The 17,652-nt window shown below is 73.2% G+C and carries 17 protein-coding genes; 8 read left to right on the top strand and 9 right to left on the bottom strand.

What is annotated here, in order from left to right:
• Positions 1-101 precede the first annotated feature (101 nt).
• The gene (locus GTY67_RS02070) at positions 102-758 is read left to right on the top strand and encodes a hypothetical protein (protein WP_202461288.1); all 657 of its coding nucleotides are present in this window, start codon (positions 102-104) and stop codon (positions 756-758) included.
• 22 nt (positions 759-780) lie between these two features.
• On the opposite strand, the gene GTY67_RS02065 is transcribed toward GTY67_RS02070, so the two are convergent.
• Positions 781-1,344 (bottom strand): DNA polymerase ligase N-terminal domain-containing protein, encoded by a 564-nt coding sequence (locus GTY67_RS02065; protein ID WP_161277571.1) that lies wholly within the window; start codon positions 1,342-1,344, stop codon positions 781-783.
• Between the two features lie 315 nt (positions 1,345-1,659).
• Between GTY67_RS02065 and GTY67_RS02060 the strand changes: the two genes are divergently transcribed.
• The 3 genes from GTY67_RS02060 to GTY67_RS02050 all read left to right on the top strand — a co-directional run bounded on the left by GTY67_RS02060 (position 1,660) and on the right by GTY67_RS02050 (position 5,214).
• Positions 1,660-2,559, top strand: a complete 900-nt coding sequence (locus tag GTY67_RS02060; protein WP_161277570.1) for a glycoside hydrolase family 16 protein — start codon at positions 1,660-1,662, stop codon at positions 2,557-2,559.
• 145 nt (positions 2,560-2,704) lie between these two features.
• A complete protein-coding gene (locus tag GTY67_RS02055; protein ID WP_161277569.1) occupies positions 2,705-4,114 on the top strand; it encodes a chitinase in 1,410 nt (469 codons plus the stop codon).
• Positions 4,115-4,221: 107 nt separating this feature from the next.
• The gene (locus GTY67_RS02050; protein ID WP_161277568.1) at positions 4,222-5,214 is read left to right on the top strand and encodes an aldo/keto reductase; all 993 of its coding nucleotides are present in this window, start codon (positions 4,222-4,224) and stop codon (positions 5,212-5,214) included.
• Positions 5,215-5,236: 22 nt separating this feature from the next.
• Here GTY67_RS02050 and GTY67_RS02045 read toward each other — a convergent pair whose 3' ends face one another.
• The 3 genes from GTY67_RS02045 to GTY67_RS02035 all read right to left on the bottom strand — a co-directional run bounded on the left by GTY67_RS02045 (position 5,237) and on the right by GTY67_RS02035 (position 7,861).
• Complete coding sequence (locus GTY67_RS02045) at positions 5,237-6,409, bottom strand: serine/threonine-protein kinase (protein ID WP_202461613.1); 1,173 nt, start codon at positions 6,407-6,409, stop codon at positions 5,237-5,239.
• 225 nt (positions 6,410-6,634) lie between these two features.
• Complete coding sequence (locus tag GTY67_RS02040) at positions 6,635-7,351, bottom strand: HAD family phosphatase (protein WP_161277566.1); 717 nt, start codon at positions 7,349-7,351, stop codon at positions 6,635-6,637.
• A gap of 24 nt (positions 7,352-7,375) precedes the next feature.
• Positions 7,376-7,861, bottom strand: a complete 486-nt coding sequence (locus GTY67_RS02035; protein ID WP_161277565.1) for an Lrp/AsnC family transcriptional regulator — start codon at positions 7,859-7,861, stop codon at positions 7,376-7,378.
• Positions 7,862-8,806: 945 nt separating this feature from the next.
• Between GTY67_RS02035 and GTY67_RS02030 the strand changes: the two genes are divergently transcribed.
• Together GTY67_RS02030 and GTY67_RS02025 are read left to right on the top strand one after the other, a co-directional pair.
• Complete coding sequence (locus GTY67_RS02030; protein ID WP_161277564.1) at positions 8,807-10,315, top strand: FUSC family protein; 1,509 nt, start codon at positions 8,807-8,809, stop codon at positions 10,313-10,315.
• A gap of 103 nt (positions 10,316-10,418) precedes the next feature.
• Entirely contained in the window at positions 10,419-11,480 is a 1,062-nt protein-coding gene (locus GTY67_RS02025; protein ID WP_161277563.1) for a lactonase family protein, read from the top strand.
• 148 nt (positions 11,481-11,628) lie between these two features.
• Here the strand turns inward: GTY67_RS02025 and GTY67_RS02020 are convergent, their stop codons facing one another.
• The 4 genes from GTY67_RS02020 to GTY67_RS02005 form a co-directional block, all read right to left on the bottom strand.
• On the bottom strand, positions 11,629-12,552 hold the full coding sequence (locus GTY67_RS02020; protein ID WP_093693676.1) for a hypothetical protein: 924 nt from the start codon (positions 12,550-12,552) through the stop codon (positions 11,629-11,631).
• A 62-nt stretch (positions 12,553-12,614) separates the two neighbouring features.
• Positions 12,615-13,778 (bottom strand): BadF/BadG/BcrA/BcrD ATPase family protein, encoded by a 1,164-nt coding sequence (locus tag GTY67_RS02015; RefSeq protein ID WP_161277562.1) that lies wholly within the window; start codon positions 13,776-13,778, stop codon positions 12,615-12,617.
• Positions 13,775-14,452, bottom strand: a complete 678-nt coding sequence (locus GTY67_RS02010) for a uracil-DNA glycosylase (RefSeq protein ID WP_093693674.1) — start codon at positions 14,450-14,452, stop codon at positions 13,775-13,777. Before GTY67_RS02010 ends, GTY67_RS02015 begins: the two co-directional genes overlap by 4 nt.
• Before the next feature lie 76 nt (positions 14,453-14,528).
• On the bottom strand, positions 14,529-15,614 hold the full coding sequence (locus GTY67_RS02005; protein ID WP_161277561.1) for an exo-alpha-sialidase: 1,086 nt from the start codon (positions 15,612-15,614) through the stop codon (positions 14,529-14,531).
• 211 nt (positions 15,615-15,825) lie between these two features.
• Between GTY67_RS02005 and GTY67_RS02000 the strand changes: the two genes are divergently transcribed.
• The gene (locus GTY67_RS02000; RefSeq protein WP_161277560.1) at positions 15,826-16,542 is read left to right on the top strand and encodes a cupin domain-containing protein; all 717 of its coding nucleotides are present in this window, start codon (positions 15,826-15,828) and stop codon (positions 16,540-16,542) included.
• Here GTY67_RS02000 and GTY67_RS01995 read toward each other — a convergent pair.
• Positions 16,530-17,075 (bottom strand): GNAT family N-acetyltransferase, encoded by a 546-nt coding sequence (locus tag GTY67_RS01995; RefSeq protein WP_237502540.1) that lies wholly within the window; start codon positions 17,073-17,075, stop codon positions 16,530-16,532. The two genes, GTY67_RS02000 and GTY67_RS01995, sit on opposite strands and share 13 nt — an antisense overlap.
• A 134-nt stretch (positions 17,076-17,209) precedes the next feature.
• Here GTY67_RS01995 and GTY67_RS01990 point away from each other — a divergent pair, with 134 nt between their 5' ends.
• Positions 17,210-17,614 carry a hypothetical protein gene (locus GTY67_RS01990; protein ID WP_161277559.1) on the top strand — a complete coding sequence of 135 codons (405 nt, stop codon included), beginning with the start codon at positions 17,210-17,212 and terminating at the stop codon, positions 17,612-17,614.
• The last annotated feature ends 38 nt before the right edge of the window (positions 17,615-17,652 follow it).

Here is a 17,652-nt window from a genome sequence, read left to right as displayed (position 1 = left end):
CGCCTCGGTCCGCCCATGCCGTCCGTACCGCCTCGGTCCGCCCAGGCCGTCCGGACCGCCCCCTGCTGCGTACGCCCGAACTGGACCGCGTACGAGGGAGGTTGCGCGACGAGGGCCGCGCGGCCCTGGCCGACCGCCTCGTCCTCGTGGCGGGCCCCCTGCGTGGGCCGGACGGCCACGCAGAGGATGCCGCCGCCCTCGACACCCTGCGCGCCCCCGCCCCGAACGCCCCGGCGGCCCGGGTCCACCGCCCGGCCCTGCCGGAACTCCCCGACCGGGCCCGCACGGGGACGCCCGAAGAGATCCGCCGTGCCCTCGGCCGTCTCGTGGAGGAGCACACGCCGACGCCTGGCAGCGAGCCGGACCCGGCGCTGCGGGCGGTGATCGCGGAGCTGCTGCGCCACCCGCGCGCCGGGGTGCGCCTGCACGCCCACCGGGTCTCGCGCGCCCTCTTCGACCGGGACGCCCATGCCCGGTCGACGGCGGTCCTGCTCTCCGAGCCGCTTCCGGAGGTGGTGCGCATGGCGGTGCGGACACTCGGACGGCTGGCGTGGAAGCCCGCCCTGCCGGAGCTGATCAGCCTCCTCGGCCACCCGGAGCTGCCGTCCGCAGCGCCGCGCGCGAAGCGGTCACCGGATTCGGCGCGGCGGCGGTCCCCGCGCTGCGCAGGGCGGCGGCGCACGCCCGGCCCGACCGGCGATCGCGCTACACGGATCTTCTCGCCCGGCTGGCGGAATCCGACGCGAGCACGTAGCTGAGCGCCCGCGACCCAGCCCTCCCTCAGCCCCCGTCCCCCCGCGCCGCCGCCACAGCGACCTGGTGCAGGGTCCGTCCCGTACGAGCTGAGCGGGCGTGGTACGGGTCGGGTGAGCCGGGCCGGTCGCGTACGGCGAGGCGGTCGTTGGCCTTGATCAGCAGCCATGCCTCCTGGCCGCCGCTCTCCGGCTCGTCGCCCACCCGGAAGCGGGTGAGCGCGAACTCGCCGTGCAGCTTGGAGCCGTGGAGCCGGAACGTGGCATGGCCGAGCGCCAGCGACTCCGCGAAGGGGACGGCGTCGCCCTCCCTGTCGTGGCCGAGCGGTTCGTAGGTGCCCTGGTCCCAGACGATGACCGTGCCGCTGCCGGACTCGCCCCGCGGGATGACCCCTTCGAACTCGCGGTACTCCAGCGGGTGGTCCTCCGTCTCCACGGCGAGGCGCCGGTCGCTGGGGTTCTCCGAGGGGCCTCGGGGGACCGCCCAGGACTTGAGTACGCCGTCGACCTCCAGGCGGAAGTCGAAGTGCATGCGCCGCGCGTCATGGATCTGCACGACGAAAGAGGGCCGCGGTACGCCGTCGTTCCGCATGCTGTGCTCCCTCCGCCCGCACCGCCCGGTCCCGCCTCACTGTCCGGTGCAGCTCGGCCGCGTCGCCGGGTCGATATATCTCCACTCTGCCGCTGTCCGGAGGGAACCGCACGGCGGGCCCCGTTGCCTTCAGGCGCATATGCCTGTGGCATGGTCCGTTCGCTCTCCGGTCTGGACCAGGTTATTGACGGCTCTTGCGGCACTCCCTTAAATCAAGAATTGAAATATGCACCCGAGGTGTTCGCCCCAACCGTTCACCTCTCGGTGTTGATCTGTCATGCGCATGCCCTACACGTCCCCCCACGAAGCGATGTGATGACCGTGCACCTCCCGCACAAAGCCGTCCCCACCCACTCCCGGCGCCGCCGCACCGCGCTCTACGCGGCCTCCCTGCTCTGCTGCTCCGCCCTCCTCGCCACTCTCCCCGGCGGGGCCTCCGCGGCACCCGGCCCCGTGCCAGCCCCCGGCGCGGCGGCCGTCTCCTTCGAGGACAACTTCGACGGACCGGCCGGAGCGGCGGTCGACGGCTCCAAGTGGCAGCTGGAGACCGGCGACAACGTCAACAACCACGAGCGGCAGTTCTACACCGGGGGCAACGACAACGCCGCCCTCGACGGCCAGGGCAACCTGGTGATCACCGCCCGCAAGGAGAACCCCGGCAACTACCAGTGCTGGTACGGCACCTGCGAGTACACCTCGGCCCGGCTCAACACGGCGGGCAAGTTCGCCGCCGCCTACGGACACGTCGAGGCCCGGGTCAAGGTCCCGCGCGGCCAGGGCATGTGGCCCGCGTTCTGGATGCTGGGCGACGACTTCGGCAACGTCGGCTGGCCGCAGAGCGGTGAGATCGACGTCATGGAGAACGTCGGCTTCGAACCCGGCACCGTCCACGGCACCCTGCACGGCCCGGGCTACTCCGGCGCCGACGGCATCGGCGCCGGCTACACCCTGCCGAACGGGGCCGCGTTCGCCGACGACTTCCACACCTTCGCCGTCGACTGGGCGCCGGACTCCATCACCTGGTCCGTCGACGGCAATGTCTTCCAGCGGCGCACCCCCGCCGACCTGGGCGGCAAGGAGTGGGTGTTCAACAAGCCCTTCTTCCTCATCCTCAACCTCGCGGTCGGCGGCTACTGGCCCGGCGACCCCGACGGCTCCACCGCCTTCCCGGCGGAACTCGTCGTCGACTACGTCCGCGTGACCACCAACGACTGACCGCCGCCGACCGTAGGCGGTCCGCACGGACGAGGGACCCGATCCGCCGGCTGCGGTGAACCAGCAGCCCCGGTGCCTGTGCGCGGGGTCCTCCACGCACAGGCACCGGCCCCATCCCGCTCGACCCCCAACGGACGGAGACCTCATGACCGACACCCCGCGCCCGAGACCCGGAATCCTCGGGCGGCTCCGCAAGCTCGCCCTGCCGGGCCTGTCGCTCATCGCCATGGCCGCGTTCCTGAGCCCGGGCGCACCCGCGAGCGCTGTGGAGATCACCGCCGTCGGGCAGATCACCGGCATCGGCGGCAAGTGCGTCGATGTGGCGGGCGCCTCCTCGGCCAACGGCACCGCCGTCCAGCTCTACGACTGCAACGGTACGAACGCCCAGCAGTGGGACGTCCGCTCCGACGGCACCGTCCGGGCACTGGGCAAGTGCCTCGACGCCAAGGACGGGGCCACCGCCAACGGCACCCTCGTCCAGCTGTGGGACTGCAACGGCACCGCCGCCCAGCGGTGGGGCATCTCCGCCGCCCGCGACATCGTCTCCGTCCCCGCCGACAAGTGCCTCGACGCCACCGGCAACAGCTCCGCCAACGGCACCCGCCTCCAGCTGTGGACCTGCACCGGCGCCGCCAACCAGAAGTGGACCGCCCCCTCCGGCGGTGGTACCCCCGACCCGGGCGGCCCCCCGATGGCCGTCGCGCCCTACCTCTACAACGGCTGGGGCAGCCCGCCCTCCCCGACGACCGTGATGAACGCGACCGGCGTCAAGTGGTTCACCCTCGCCTTCGTCCTCAGCAACGGCTACTGCAACCCCCAGTGGGACGGCGGCCGCCCGCTCACCGGCGGCGTGGACCAGCAGACGATCAACACCGTACGGGCCGCCGGTGGTGACGTGATCCCGTCCTTCGGCGGCTGGAGCGGCAACAAGCTGGAGAGCTCCTGCGGCAGCGCCGGTGAACTCGCCGCCGCCTACCAGAGGGTGATCAACGCGTACGGGCTCAAGGCCATCGACATCGACATCGAGGCCGCCGCGTACGACTCCCCGACCGTCCAGCAGCGCACGGTCGACGCGCTGCGGACCATCCGCGCCAACAACCCGGGCATCAAGCTCTACATCACCTTCGGCACCGGCCAGAACGGCCCCGACACCAGCCTCATCAACCGGGCCGCCCAAGCCGGGCTCACCGTCGACAGCTGGACGATCATGCCGTTCAACTTCGGCGGCAACGGCCAGAACATGGGCACCCTCAGCGTCCGCGCCGCCGAAGGCCTCAAGACGGCCGTCAAGAACGCCTACGGCTACAGCGACGACCAGGCCTACCGGCACACCGGCATCTCCTCCATGAACGGCACCACCGACGTCGGCGAGACCATCACCGTCGCCGACTTCCGCACGATCCTCGCCTATGCCCAGCAGCGGCACCTGGCCCGGCTGACCTTCTGGTCCGTCAACCGCGACCGCCCCTGCACCGGTGGCGGCGCCGACACCTGCTCCGGTGTCGGCCAGCAGCCGTGGGACTTCACCAGGGTCCTCGCGGAGTACCGGGGCTGACCCCCGGCCCGCCCCCTGAAGGGCGGCCCCAGAACGGTGGACGGCGGCAGAGGTGCTCCTGCCGCCGCCCACCCCTTTCATCTTCACGACGTGAGAAGCGGAATAGCATGATCCTCATGGAACAGCGCACACTCGGCAGGACCGGCCGTGACGTCTCGGTCGTCGGACAGGGCACCTGGCAGCTCGGAGGCGACTGGGGAGAGGTCGAGGAGAGCGACGCCTTCGACGTCCTCGACGCGGCCGTCGACTCCGGCGTCACCTTCTTCGACACCGCGGACGTGTACGGAGACGGCCGCAGCGAACAGCTCATCGGCCGCTACCTCAAGAACCGCCCCGACGCGAACGTCTTCGTCGCCACCAAGATGGGCCGCCGCGCCGATCAGGTGCCGGAGAACTACGTCCTGGACAACTTCCGTACCTGGAACGACCGTTCCCGCGCCAACCTCGGGACCGACACCCTCGACCTCGTACAGCTGCACTGCCCGCCCACCGGCGTCTACTCCTCCGACGCCGTCTACGACGCCCTGGACACCCTGGTCGACGAGCAGCGGATCGCCGCCTACGCGGTGAGCGTCGAGACCTGCGCCGAGGCGCTGACCGCCATCGCCCGCCCCGGCGTCGCGAGCGTGCAGATCATCCTCAACCCGTTCCGCCTCAAGCCCCTGGACGAGGTCCTTCCGGCGGCCGTCGCCGCAGGCGTCGGCATCATCGCGCGCGTCCCGCTCGCCTCCGGGCTGCTCTCCGGCAAGTACACCAAGGACACCGTCTTCGGCCCCGACGACCACCGCACGTACAACCGGCACGGCGAGGCGTTCGACCAGGGCGAGACGTTCTCCGGGATCGACTACGCGACCGGGATCGCCGCCGCCGCCGAGTTCGCCGAACTGGCCCCCGAGGGCGCCACCCCCGCGCAGACCGCGCTGCGCTGGATCATCCAGCAGCCGGGCCTCACCAGCGTCATCCCCGGCGCACGCTCGGTGGAACAGGCCCGCGCGAACGCGGAGGCCGCCGCGCTTCCCCCGCTGCCGCAGGCCACGCTGGACGCCGTACGGGAGCTGTACGACCGCTCCATCCGCGCGGAGGTCCACGACCGCTGGTGACCGGCGGCCGGGCGAGCGGGACTCAGTCGTCCTGCTCGTCGTCCTCTTCCTGATCCTGCTGCTGCCCCTGCTCCTCCGGCTGCCCTCCGCCGTCCTGGACCTCCTGCGAGGCCGGTCCGGAGGAGGGTCCGGGGGCGGGGGTGTCGGCCGAGCTGGGGTCCGGCGAGAACAGGATCATTCCCAGATAGACGGCCGCCAGGAACGTCGCCGTACCCGCGATGGCGCTCGCCACCCTGGGACGCCGGCGGATCGCCTCCCGCGTACTGCGGCGGCGGGCCGGGGCGGACCGGGACGTGGTGGAGCGTCTTCGCCCCGTCGGCTGCGGCAGCCGGTACGACGAAGGGCCCATGGGGGCGGTCGGGGCCGACGGCGAAGGGGCGGGGGAGGGGGCGGCCCGGCGGGACGCCGGCTTCGGCATCGGCAAGGGCTCCGCGCGGCCGCGCCAGGCATCCGTACGGAACCAGTCGGAGACCTGCTGCGCCGTGGGCCGCTCCTCGGGCTTCTTGGCGAGCAGGCCCAGGAGGTACGAGTCGAACGCGGCCGAGATGTCCACCCCGCGCTGCCGCAGCGGGACCGGCGGGGTGTCGACATGCTGGTACAGCGTGGCGGTCGCCGTGTCGGACTTGAACGGCGGCTCTCCGAGCAGCAGTTGGTAGACGACACAGCCCAGCGAGTACATGTCGGAAGCGGAGTCGGCGGTACGTCCCAGAGCCCGCTCGGGCGCCAGATAGAGGCTGGTGCCCACGATGTGACCGGCCGTCGTCAGCGCCGTCGACGGGTCGTCGACGAACTGGGCGATCCCGAAGTCGCCGATCTTCACCGAACCGTCCGTGTCCAGCATCAGGTTGCCCGGCTTGATGTCCCGGTGGACGATGCCCTGGCGGTGCGCGGCGGCGAGACCGGCCGCCGCCTCTCCCGCGATCCGCGCGACCTGCTCGGGATGGACCCGCTCCTGGGCGGCCAGCAGATCACCGAGGCTCTGCCCCTCGACCAGCTCCATCACCAGGAAGAAGCGGTCCTCCCAGGCCCCGAAGTCGAAGACGGCCACCAGGTGCGGGTGGCTCAGCCGGGCGGCGGTCTGGGCCTCCAGCCGGAACCGGGCGGTCGACGAGGCGTCCGCCTGGTCCCCCAGCAGCAGCTTCACCGCGACGGCACGGCCCAGCACCTCGTCCGCGGCGCGCCACACCTCACCCATGCCGCCCCGGCCGATGGGGGATATCAACCGGTACCGACCAGCTACCAGCACCTGTTCACCTATCTCGAATCGCGGCCCGCTCCGACTGCCGGTCCACCGCGCGGCGGCCTGTTCCCTGAGGGACCCTGCACGGCGGAGTGAACGACATGATCAGGATATCGGTCCGCAGGGCCGCCGGTGTCCCGACGGCCCTTCATCGAGGCGCGGCTGACGGCCCGGCACGTTTCAGGAGCGGCCGCCCGGTCCCGCCTCGCCCAGCAGCCAGCTGTACGCGGCCTCCGCGGTGAAAGCCGACTGCCCCTCCGCGAACAGCAGATCCGCCGCCTTGAACGCCGGGTCGGAGGCGGTCGCGGGCACATAGGGGACGGCGACGCACCGCATCCCCGCAGCGTGCGCGGCCGCGGCCCCCGGCGGCGCGTCCTCCAGCACCACGCAGTCGCCCGGCTCCGCCCCCATCCGCCGGGCCGTCTCCAGGAACACATCCGGCTTCGGCTTCCCGTGCGCGACCTCCTCGGCGGAGACGTACAGCGGGATGTACGCGTCAAGCCCCGTGACCGCGAGCACCGCCCCGATCGCCGCCCTGGAGGAGCCGGAGGCCACCGCCATCGGCACCCCGGCGGCGTACAGGCGCTCCACGAAGACCCGCATCTGCCCGAACACCTCGGTGGAGGCTCCCGCCAGCTCCAGGTACAGCGCGTTCTTCCCGGCGAGCAGCTCGTCCACCGGGGCGTCGATCCCGTACTCGGCACGCAGGGCGGTGAGGGTCTCCCGGGTGCCGATCCCGATGAAGCGGGTGTGGTCCTCCCAGCCGAAGTCGCGCACCCCGTACCGGGCGAGCAGCCGGCGCCCCGCCTCGTAGTAGTTCGGTTCGCTGTCCACCAGCGTGCCGTCGAGGTCGAAGATGACATGGGGGCCGGGACGGGAGGTCATGGCCTCCAGCATGCCGCAACGGACCCGGCCCGCCGGTCAGCCGGCCTGGCCGCCCGCCGCCCGCCCCAGGGATTCGACCAGCGGCAGCACCCGGTGCGCCACCCGCTCGCGCAACGCCACGTCCGTCCGCGTCCGCACGACGCCCGGCAGCTGGATCAGCCGCTGGATCACATCCTCCAGATGCCCGTTGTCCCGGGCCACGACCCGGGTCAGCAGATCCCCGCCGCCGGTGGTCGAGAACGCCTCGATGATCTCGGGGACGGCCGCCAGCGCGTCGCCGACCTCCACCAGATGCCCCTGGGTGACCTCCAGGTGGACGAAGGCGAGGACGGGGTGGCCGAGGGCCGCGGGGGAGAGGGTCGGCCCGGTGCCGGTGATGACCCCGTCCCGCTCCAGCCGGTCCAGCCGCGCCTGGAGGGTGCCACGGGCCACCCCGAGGATGCGCGCGTACTCCCGCACGCTGGTGCGCGGCTGTTCGATCAGCAGCCGCAGGATCCGGGTGTCGAGAGCGTCCACGGCCATGGTCCGTCGGCCTCCTTCTGGTCCGTCCGATGCCGTCCCGACTGTACCGATGGCCCAGCGCGTGCCCCACATGTGAAGGAAATGGAGGGCCGGAGACCTGATCGCCACCACCGGCGCCGGCGGGGACGTGGTCCTCCAGCTAGCCAACCTGCGCGGTGCGGTCGGGAACTGGCTCCCGCTGGTGGACGGCACCCCCCCGTCGTGAACGCCTACGACGAGTACGGCAACGCCCTGCCCGGCACCGACCCCAGCCGCCACGGCCGGCTCGGCGCCGAGCAGCGCTCCGCCGGTACCCCCAGCCGGGTCACTCTCATGGGTGTCCGCTGTACGACCTGGACGGCAGGAAGGTCCAGGCCGAATACAGCAAGAACTCCAGGAGCTGTTCCTTCCGGCACGGCCGGTTCACCATCAAACTGAGCCGGGTCCGGGACTGGAAGGCCTCCTGGAACATCATCGGCGGGGCGACCGCCCGGGGCGTACCGGCTGCCCTGTTCGGTGTCACGTTATTCGCCACCCTGGCCGGATCGACTGCCGGTGGGATGGTCGAGGAAAACCTCCGCACCGTCCTTTTCGTCACGAATGCGGCGTGGGCGCTCCTATTCCTGGTCGCGCTCACCCGATTTGCCGGCCGCACGCTGCGGACGGCCGAGGCCGTGGCGCTCGCGGTCCCTGTCGCCGTCCTCTCCTTCCTCATTCATGGGCGCCCTCGGGTAGGGCTTCACGGGCGCCTCGGGCGGAGCCCGCCCCTCCCGGGTGGTCCAGTGGCCCCCTCCTGGCCCACCGGGTGCGGAGAGGGATGTGCCATTGGCCCATGGTTTTCGCCCTCGTTTGATCCATAGGCCCCCTGGATGCTCTTATGGTCCTGTCGATGGCGCTGCGGATCTCCGCGGCGCCTTTTTCATGCCGAGCGCGCGGAGCCCACGGGGGCCGTGGAAGGGGAGCAGGGTGCTGAAGAGGGTGTTCGTCGCGCCGGACCCGGGGAGGGTGCGGCTGCGCTTCGCCGGCCGGGCCGTCATCGGGATCGGGCTCGCGGTCGCGCTGTGCGGGCTCGTCGGGCACTCGCTCGTCGCGGCCATCACCGGCGGCCTCGCGGCGCTGCTCGCCCTCTTCACGGTCACCGACGCCACCGTGCGGCAGCAGGCCGTCACGACCGCGCTGCTCCCCGCCGCCGGGCTCCCCGTCCTCGCCCTCGCCGCCGTGCTGCACGACCAGCCCGTCGCCCGCGACCTCAGCTTCCTCGCCGTCATGGGCGCGGGCGTCTACGCCAGGCGCTGGGGGCCGCGCGGCCACGCGCTGGGCGTCTTCGCGTTCATGACCTTCTTCGCCGCCCAGTTCCTGCACACCGTGCCGCAGCAGCTGCCCGAGCTGTACGCCGCCGTCCTGCTCTCCCTCGCCGCCTCCTCCGCCGTCCGCTTCGGCTTCTGGTGCTACGAGCGACGGCTGCCCCCTGTGGTCGTGCCCGCCCCGCCGGAGGGACGCGGGCTGGCCCGCATCACCACCCGGCAGGCGGTGCAGGCCACCCTGGGCGGCGCCTTCGCGCTGGGGCTGGGCCAGGTCCTCTCCGACCAGCGCTGGTACTGGGCCGTCGGCGCCACCTGGTGGGTCTTCGTCAACACCACCTCACGCGGCGAGACCCTCGTACGCGGCTTCCGCCGGGTCCTGGGGACCGTGATCGGTATCGCCGCCGGCTTCTTCGTCGCCATCCCGCTGGAGGGCGCCGGGGCGCCGACCGCCGCCATCGTCGCGGTCTGCGTCTTCGGGATCTTCTACACCGCGGCGGTCTCGTACAGCTGGATGATGTTCTTCGTGACCGTCATGGTCGGCGTGCTCTACGGGGTCCTGGGCGTCCTGGACGCCTCCCTGCTCTGGCTGCGGGTCGCCGAGACCGCCGTCGGCGCGCTCGGCGCGGTGCTCGCCGTGCTGCTGATCCTGCCCGTCACGACCCACGCCATCACCGACGCCTGGATCCGCAAGGCCCTGCGGTGCGTCCACGCCTGTACGGCCGAGGCCGCCGAGCGCCTCGCCGGCTCGCTGAGCGCCGACCCCGGCCCCCGCGTCGCCGAACTCGACGTGCTGCTCGGCCGGGTCCGGCTCTCGCTCGCCCCGCTGGTGCACCCCCTGAGCCCGCTCAAGGCCCGCAAGGCGCGGGCGCGCCAGGTCCTGGCCCTGCTGGACGACTGCGTACGCGAGGTGCGCGGGCTGGCCTCCATCGCCGCCGACCCGGCCGCATCGCACGACGCCCGGCTCTCGGCCGCCTGCTCCCGGGTGGAGGAGGCGGTGGAAGAGCTGCTGCGCCAGGAGAGCCGGCAGGCGCGGGGAGCCGAACGCGCGGCCGCGCAGCCCGGCGCCGCTCTGGACCACCCCGCCCTGGCCCACCTGCACGGCCTGGAGCGCGCGCTGGGCGACCTCGCCGCACCCCTGCACAGCTCGCCGAGGGCCCCGATCGCCGCCTGAGCCCGCCCTTTTCCCGCCGTCCCGCAGATTGGTCCAGACCTGAGGTGGGGCGCCTGCTACCGTCGGCCGGAAGATCACGGCGACGGTGAAGTGGGGTAGTGCGATGGGCGGCAGCAGCACCGGACGGGCATTCATGGGGTCGTTCACCTCGGCGGGCGGCCTGGGCGTCACCGTCGCGGAGGTCGACCGGAACACCGGAGCGCTGACCGTGCTCGGCTCCTCGGACGCCCTGCCCGACCCTTCCTTCCTCGCGCTCGGACCGGGCGGAGAGGCCCTGTACGCCGTCGGCGAGAGCGCCCCGGGCTCCGTGGCCGCCTTCGACGTCAGCGGCGATGTACCGGCCCTTCTGGGCCCCGTACGCCCGGTCGACGCCGATGGCCCCACCCACCTCGCGCTCGCCGCGGGCCACCTGGTCACCGCCAACTACGGATCGGGCAGCGTCACCGCCCTGCCCGTGCTCCCCGACGGATCGCTCGGCGAGGTCTCCTCGGTCGTCCAGCACGAGGGCGGCGGCCCCGACAGCGAACGCCAGGAGGGCCCGCACGCCCACCAGGTGCTGCCCGACCCCTCGGGCCGCTGGGTGGTCAGCGTGGACCTCGGCACCGACTCGGTACGGGTCGGCGTCCTGGACCCCGCCACCGGCGCCCTGGAGCCGCACGGCGAGACGCCCCTGCGCCCTGGCACCGGACCGCGCCACCTGGCCTTCCACCCTTCGGGCCGCTACGCCTACGTGCTGAACGAGCTGGTCACGACCCTCACCGTGTGCCGCTGGGACGCCGAGGCGGGCCGTTCGGAGCCCCTGGGGGAGGTGCCGGTGCTGCCCGAGTCCGAGCCCGGGTCCGCCGAGGCCTCCGTACGGGCCTACCCGTCCGAGGTGGTCGTCGCGCACGACGGGCGCTTCCTGTGGACCGCCAACCGGGGCCACGACAGCATCTCGGTCCTGACCCTGGACGAGACCGGCGAGAAGGCCGCCCTGGTGGCCACCGTCGGCTGCGGCGGCCGCTGGCCCCGCGACCTCACCCTCGACCCGAGCGGCCAGTGGCTGTACGCGGCCAACGAGCGCTCCGGGAACGTCAGCTGGTTCGCCGTGGACGCCGAGACGGGCATCCCGCAGCACGCGGGCTCCGTCGAGATCCCGGCGGCCTCCTGCGTCGTCCTCGGCTGACCCTGGGGACGTACGGCCGGAAAGCCGTACAGACAGCCGGAAGGCCGTGGCCCGGGCCGGAGGATCCGTTGCAGATCCGTCCGGCCCGGGCCGCGGCCTTCGTACGTCCTGGGCTTCCGTGCGTCCGTGCCGCCTCCGCGAACCCGGGTCAGTGCGCCTGGGCGCCCTGCGGGGTGGCGGGCGTGATGCCCAGCGCCGTGGCGTACAGCGACAGCACGAGCTTGCCGATCGCCGGGTAGGCGCCCAGCGGCTCGGCGGTCGCGCAGCCCGCCTCCTTGGCGGCGGCGTCCAGCAGGCCGGGGTCGACCTCCGGGCCCACCAGGTACGGCGCCAGCGCGAGCTGTGCGGAGCCGGAGCCCTGGAGCTGCTGCGCGATCGAGGCGACCGAACCCTCCACGTCCAGCGCGGCGGCCATCACCGGCACGGCGAGCCGGGCGGCCAGCAGCATGCCGGTGATCCCGGCGGCCTGCACGGCCTCCTCGCCGCCCACCGTAACCAGCACGATGCCGTCGGCGGCGGTGGCGACGGTGAACAGCCTGGCGCGGTCGGCCCGGGCCAGTCCGGCCTCCGAGAGCCGTACGTGCAGGGCCTCGGCGAGCAGCGGGTGCGGACCGAGCACGTCGGTCAGCTCCACCTGCGTGCCGCTGTCCATCACGGCCTGCCGTATCCGCCGGATCAGCTCGCTGTCGGGCCCCGCGAGCAGCGGGACCACGATGGCGGCCGGCCCGGTGGGCTCGGTGGCCTCACGGCCCACGGCGACGGCCTGCTCGTAGCGCTGGACGCGCTCGGCGGCGGAGTGGGTGAGAACGGTGGCAAGAGCGGGGTACTCGGCGTCGTCACCGTCGAGGTAGCCGATCCGGGCGTTGAGGCCGGGCAGCTCGGAACGGGCGATGCTGATCACCTCTTCGGCCAGACTGCGCGTGGCCGAGGAGGGGGTACCGGGAACGGCGAGAACGAGCGCGGCAGCGCCCTCAGGTGCGACCACGGGCTCCGGGCGGCGGTGCCGTCCGGACTGGCGAGGTCGCGGCATTCGTACAGGCAGGCCGGAAGCGGGCCCAGTGGGGGTGCTCATGGCGCCGCATGCTACTGGTTTTGGATGCCCCTCTGTTCGGGGAGGGTCCGGTCGCGCGTTAACTATCCGCTTATGTCCGATGAGTGGCCTACCGGTGAAGTGTCCGTGTCTGTCGGCCTGTCCACCGGCCCGTCAGCCGATACGCCGCCGGGTTCCCGCTCCCCGTTCCGCACCTCCGCCGCCCCGCCTGCGGAGCGTTCGCCTCCGGTCGGTACGAACAGCATCGTCGGGTGGTACGGAAGCCGCAGACCGTCCGTGGCCAGGGCGCGCGCGATCCGGAGTGCGCCGGTCAGCGGATCGCCCGTACCGGTGGTCATACGGGCCTGCGGGACCAGCCGCGCCAGCTCCTCGCGGACCGGTCCGAGCAGGGGCTCGCCCATCCGGAACAGCCCACCGGTCAGGGCCACTTCGCAGCCGCTACCGGCCTCGGACCCGGCCGCAGGACAGACGGCCGCGGCCGCCTCGGCGATGTGCGCCGCCGCCTCCCGCAGAATGCCCGCCGCGACCTCGTCCGCTCCGGCGCACGCCGCCACTTCCGGGGCGAACGAGGCGAGCACGGCAGGGCGGTCGGAGCGTGGATAGAGCAGCCCCGGCAGCTCCTCGGCGGGGCCGAACACGGCGTGCAGCCGGGCCAGCAGGGCGGGGGAGCCGCCGCGCCGCCCGTCGTGGGCGCGCATCGCCGCGTCGAGTCCCGCCCGGCCGATCCACGCGCCGCCGCCGCTGTCACCCAGAAGGTGACCCCAGCCGTCGGCCCGCTGCCACGCCGTGAGATCCGTACCGAGCGCGATCATGCCCGTGCCGCCCGCGACGACCGCTCCGGGACGCTGCCCGACCGCCCCCGCGTACGCCGTCACCGCGTCGGCGGCCAGCGCCATCCGCCGTACACCGAGCGCTTCCGCGAGCGCACCGGGCAGCTCCGCCCGCAACCGCCCACCGAGCGTGGCCATTCCGGCCGCCCCGATCGCCAGCGCGGCGATGTGTCCGGGGGAGCCACCCGAACCACGGAGACCGGCCCGCTCCAGCAACTCCGCCACCGCGGGCAGCAGTTGTTCCAGCAGATGGGCCGCGTCGATCCCCCCGGCCCCCGTCCGCACCGGCTCGGCGCAGACCGTCGTGAACAGCGGCCCGTCCGCGTCCACCCCGCCCAGCGCCACCCGCAGCCCCGACCCGCCGGAGTCGACCCCGAGGACGTACGCCCCAGGGGCGGGGGACGCGGCGTCCGTCACGGCAGACGCCAGTCCACCGGCTGCGCCCCCTGGCGCTCCAGCAGTTCGTTGACCCGGCTGAAGGGCCGCGAGCCGAAGAACCCGCGGTCGGCCGACATGGGGGAGGGGTGCGAGGACTCGATCGCCGGAAAATTGCCCAGCTGCGGGCGGAGATTGCGGGCGTCGCGTCCCCACAGCACCGACACCAGCGGTGTGCCCCGGGCCACCAGCGCCTTGATCGCCTGCTCGGTCACCTCTTCCCAGCCCTTGCCCCGGTGCGCGGCGGGCCGCCGAGGCGCGGTGGTCAGCGCCCTGTTGAGCAGCAGCACCCCCTGCTTGGTCCACGGCGTGAGATCGCCGTTGGACGGCCTCGGCAGACCGAGGTCCGCGTGCAGCTCCCTGAAGATGTTCTCCAGGCTGCCCGGGAGCGGCCGGACATCGGGTGCCACGGCGAAGCTCAGCCCGATCGCGTGCCCCGGCGTCGGGTAGGGGTCCTGGCCGACGACGAGGACCCGCACCTCCTCGAACGGCTGCTGGAACGCCCGCAGCACGTTGGCCCCGGAGGGCAGATACGTACGTCCCGCGGCGATCTCCGCGCGGAGGAAGTCGCCCATGGCGGAGATGCGTTCAGCGACGGGTTCGAGGGCGTCGGCCCACCCCGGCTCAATGATTTCTTTCAACGGTCGTGCTGCCACGCGCCGCACTCTACTGGTGATACGACCACTCCGATCAACTGCCGTCGGCCGAGGGCCACCGGCCCTGCCCGGCCACTCAGCCGAGAGCCACCGCCCGTACGCAGAGCACGTCCGGCAGATGCGAGGCGAGCTGCTGCCAGCTGTCGCCGTCGTCCGCGCTCGCGTACAACTCGCCGTTGCGGTTGCCGAAGTAGATCCCGGCGGGGTCCGCGTCGTCCGTGCAGAGCGCGTCGCGCAGCACCGTGCCGTAGTGCTCCCCGCCCGGCAGGCCCACCGTGAGCGGCTCCCAGGTGCGCCCCGCGTCGCGCGTCCGGAAGACCCGGCAGCGGTGCTCCGCCGGGACCCGGTCGGCGTCGGCGTTGATCGGGAAGACGTACGCCGTGTCGCCGCGGTGCGGGTGCGCCACGGCGGCGAACCCGAAGTCGGAGGGCAGGCCCGCGCCGATGTCGCTCCAGCTGTCGCCCGCGTCGTCGCTGCGGAAGACGCCCCAGTGGTTCTGGAGGTAGAGCCGGTCCGGGTCGGCCGCGTCCCGGGTGACCTTGTGGACGCACTGGCCGAACTCCGGGTCCGGATCCGGCAGGAAGACCGCGGAGACGCCCTTGTTGGCCGGGTCCCAGCTCTCCCCGCCGTCCTTCGTCCGGAACACGCCCGCCGTCGAGACCGCGACCAGCACCGCACGGGCGTCCCGGCGGTCGGTGAGGATGGTGTGCAGCCCCTCCCCGCCGCCGCCCGGCTCCCACTTCGAGCGCGTCGGGTGCTCCCAGAGCGGGCGGACCAGCTCGAAGGACTCGCCCCGGTCCTCGGAGCGGAACAGCGCGGCCGGCTCGGTGCCCGCGTAGACCACGTCCGGCGCCTCGGGGCCGGCCGGCTGCAACTGCCAGACCCGCTCCAGCGACGCCCCGGTGGACTCGGGGAACTTCACCGCCGGACGCTGCGGCTCCACCCAGCTCTCGCCCAGGTCGTCGGAGTGGAAGACGGACGGCCCCCAGTGCGCGCTGTCCCCGCCCGCCAGCAGCCGGGGCGTGGCCCCGCGGGTGTCGACGGCGACCGAATAGATCGCCTGCGCGTTGAAGTGCGGCCCCTCGATCTTCCAGTTGCCCTCGCGTCTGCGGCCGATGAAGAGACCTTTGCGGGTGCCCACGGTGAGGAGTACGTCGGTCATGGCGGAGACCTCCCGATACGCCGTTGTGCCGGATGTGAGCCAGTCTGCACCCGACCACTGACAGCGGCTCGCGGACGCGCTCCGCACCTCCGGCCACCGGCGTCCCGACGGAGGCGGCACCCTTGACCGCCGTCCGGCGGCGGACCTAGCGTTCACCTGCCCTAGAAAGCGCTTGCGGTCCGCCGGCGGGCCCCGAGACCCTGGAGCACCCGTGGTGACCTTCGAAGGACTGCCCGGCGCCGTCGCCGTCTCGCACCTGACCGTCTACGACTGGCCCGCCGCCGACGGCCTGCGCGGCGGCACCCCGCACCTGCACCTCACCTGCTCCGAGGGGTACGTCGTCGTCGGCGGCACCGGCTCCGTGCAGACCCTCACCGCGACCGGGTTCCGGCAGACGCCTCTGGACCCCGGGGCGCTCGTCTGGTTCACCCCGGGCACCATCCACCGGCTGGTGAACGAGGACGGGCTGCGCGTCGTCGTCCTCATGCAGAACAGCGGCCTGCCCGAGGCCGGTGACGCCGTCCTCACCCTGCCGCCCGCCCTCCTCGCCGACCCGGACGTCTACGGCGCCGCCTCCGCGCTGCCCCCGGACGGCACGGAGGCCGAACGGGAGCGCGCCGCCCGCGCCCGGCGGGACCTCGCCGTGGAGGGGTTCCTCGCCCTGCGCGACGCGGCGGAGGCAGGCGATCCGGAGCCCCTGGCCGCGTTCCACCGCGCCGCCGCCGCGCTCGTCCGCCCCCGCGTCGAGGAGTGGCGCACCCGCTGGGAGCAGGGCGCGGGCCTGGCCGCCGTCGCGACCGCCGCCCAGCTGGACGCGCTGGGGCGGGGCGAGTGGGACCATCTGGCCGGGGCCCGGGTGCGGGAGCAACGGCCGGTGGAGCGGGGGCGGTTCGGGATGTGCGGCCGGCTGGACGTCTACCGGGCCTGAGCCCGCGCCGCGTTCTCGGCGGGCACGGCCGTACGCGGGCAGGTCAGCAGTCGCGTGGTGCTGCCGTCGTCCTCCTGGATGTCCCGGACGTGGACGAAGCCGATCCGGCCCAGCACGGCCAGGGAGGCGCCGTTCCCGGCGGCCACGGTCGCGTGCACCTCCGTCAGCCCGAGGGTGTCGAACCCGTGCCCGAGGAGAGCGAGCGCCAGCTCCGTACCGAGGCCCCGGCCCCAGGCCCTGGGGGCGAGTGCGTAGATGATCTCGTGTCCGCCGGACGCCTCGGTCGGCTTGATCTCGGCGTGCCCCACGAGCTCGCCGTCGGCCTCGACCGCCCAGACCTCGAAGCGGTTCCCGGCGTAGACCTCGGTGAAGATCCGGCCGAAGAGCGCCCGGTCCTCGGCCTCGGTGGACGGCCCGTCGCCCATCCACCGGGAGACCGAGACGTCCTGGAAGAGAGCGACGAACTCCTCCTCGTCGGCGGGCGTGTACGGGGTGAGCAGGAGGCGGTCGGTGCGCAGCAAAGGATTCGGCAAGGGGTTCACAGGGCGTGAAGCTACGGGCGGCCACAGACCCCGCACAACCGAATTCCGCTGGTCAGCGGTCCTCGGTGCAGCTGAGATGCTGGAGTCGCACACACCGTGGAACCGGGCACGAGAGGGAGCAGACGATGGGCAGCGGCATCACGGACGCCGACGGTCACGACGTACCGGTGGCGGTGGTCCCGGGGCAGGCCGGGCCCGACCCCCGTGTCTCCGTGACCCTGTCGCCCCCGGCGGGCGAGCTGCGCTGGTCGTGCACCCCGGCCGGCGCACGGGAGCTGGCCGCCGCGCTGGTCCGGGCGGCCGAGGAGACGGAGAACGCGTCCGCCGACGGGCCCGTCACGGTCCCGGCGGGCGAGCTGCGCCGAGGTGACGTACGCGACGGTGACCGGGCCATGACCGTGGACCGCGTACGGACCGACGGGTCCACGGCCCACATCACCTGGAGGTCCGGCGCGGGCCGCACCTGGAGCCAGAGTTACGACGTCAACACGGCGATCACCCTCCGGCGCCGACTGCCCGGCAGCCGCTGAACCCCGGGGCCGCAGGTCCGGCCGCTGTCGTGCCGCCG

The sequence above is a fragment of the Streptomyces sp. SID8374 genome, from assembly GCF_009865135.1.
In the GTDB taxonomy this organism is placed as follows: domain Bacteria; phylum Actinomycetota; class Actinomycetes; order Streptomycetales; family Streptomycetaceae; genus Streptomyces.
The sequence above is the reverse complement of the archived record's forward strand: the minus strand, read 5'-3'. Positions and strand labels throughout refer to the sequence as shown.

Excerpts from the sequence above, each read along its gene's own strand:
- GTY67_RS02065 (WP_161277571.1), bottom strand. The coding sequence starts at position 1,344 with ATGCGGAACGACGGCGTACCGCGGCCCTCTTTCGTCGTGCAGATCCAT.
- GTY67_RS02060 (WP_161277570.1), top strand. The coding sequence starts at position 1,660 with ATGACCGTGCACCTCCCGCACAAAGCCGTCCCCACCCACTCCCGGCGC.
- GTY67_RS02055 (WP_161277569.1), top strand. The coding sequence starts at position 2,705 with ATGACCGACACCCCGCGCCCGAGACCCGGAATCCTCGGGCGGCTCCGC.
- GTY67_RS02050 (WP_161277568.1), top strand. The coding sequence starts at position 4,222 with ATGATCCTCATGGAACAGCGCACACTCGGCAGGACCGGCCGTGACGTC.
- GTY67_RS02045 (WP_202461613.1), bottom strand. The coding sequence starts at position 6,409 with ATGGGTGAGGTGTGGCGCGCCGCGGACGAGGTGCTGGGCCGTGCCGTC.
- GTY67_RS02040 (WP_161277566.1), bottom strand. The coding sequence starts at position 7,351 with ATGCTGGAGGCCATGACCTCCCGTCCCGGCCCCCATGTCATCTTCGAC.
- GTY67_RS02035 (WP_161277565.1), bottom strand. The coding sequence starts at position 7,861 with ATGGCCGTGGACGCTCTCGACACCCGGATCCTGCGGCTGCTGATCGAA.
- GTY67_RS02025 (WP_161277563.1), top strand. The coding sequence starts at position 10,419 with ATGGGCGGCAGCAGCACCGGACGGGCATTCATGGGGTCGTTCACCTCG.
- GTY67_RS02020 (WP_093693676.1), bottom strand. The coding sequence starts at position 12,552 with ATGAGCACCCCCACTGGGCCCGCTTCCGGCCTGCCTGTACGAATGCCG.
- GTY67_RS02005 (WP_161277561.1), bottom strand. The coding sequence starts at position 15,614 with ATGACCGACGTACTCCTCACCGTGGGCACCCGCAAAGGTCTCTTCATC.
- GTY67_RS01990 (WP_161277559.1), top strand. The coding sequence starts at position 17,210 with ATGGGCAGCGGCATCACGGACGCCGACGGTCACGACGTACCGGTGGCG.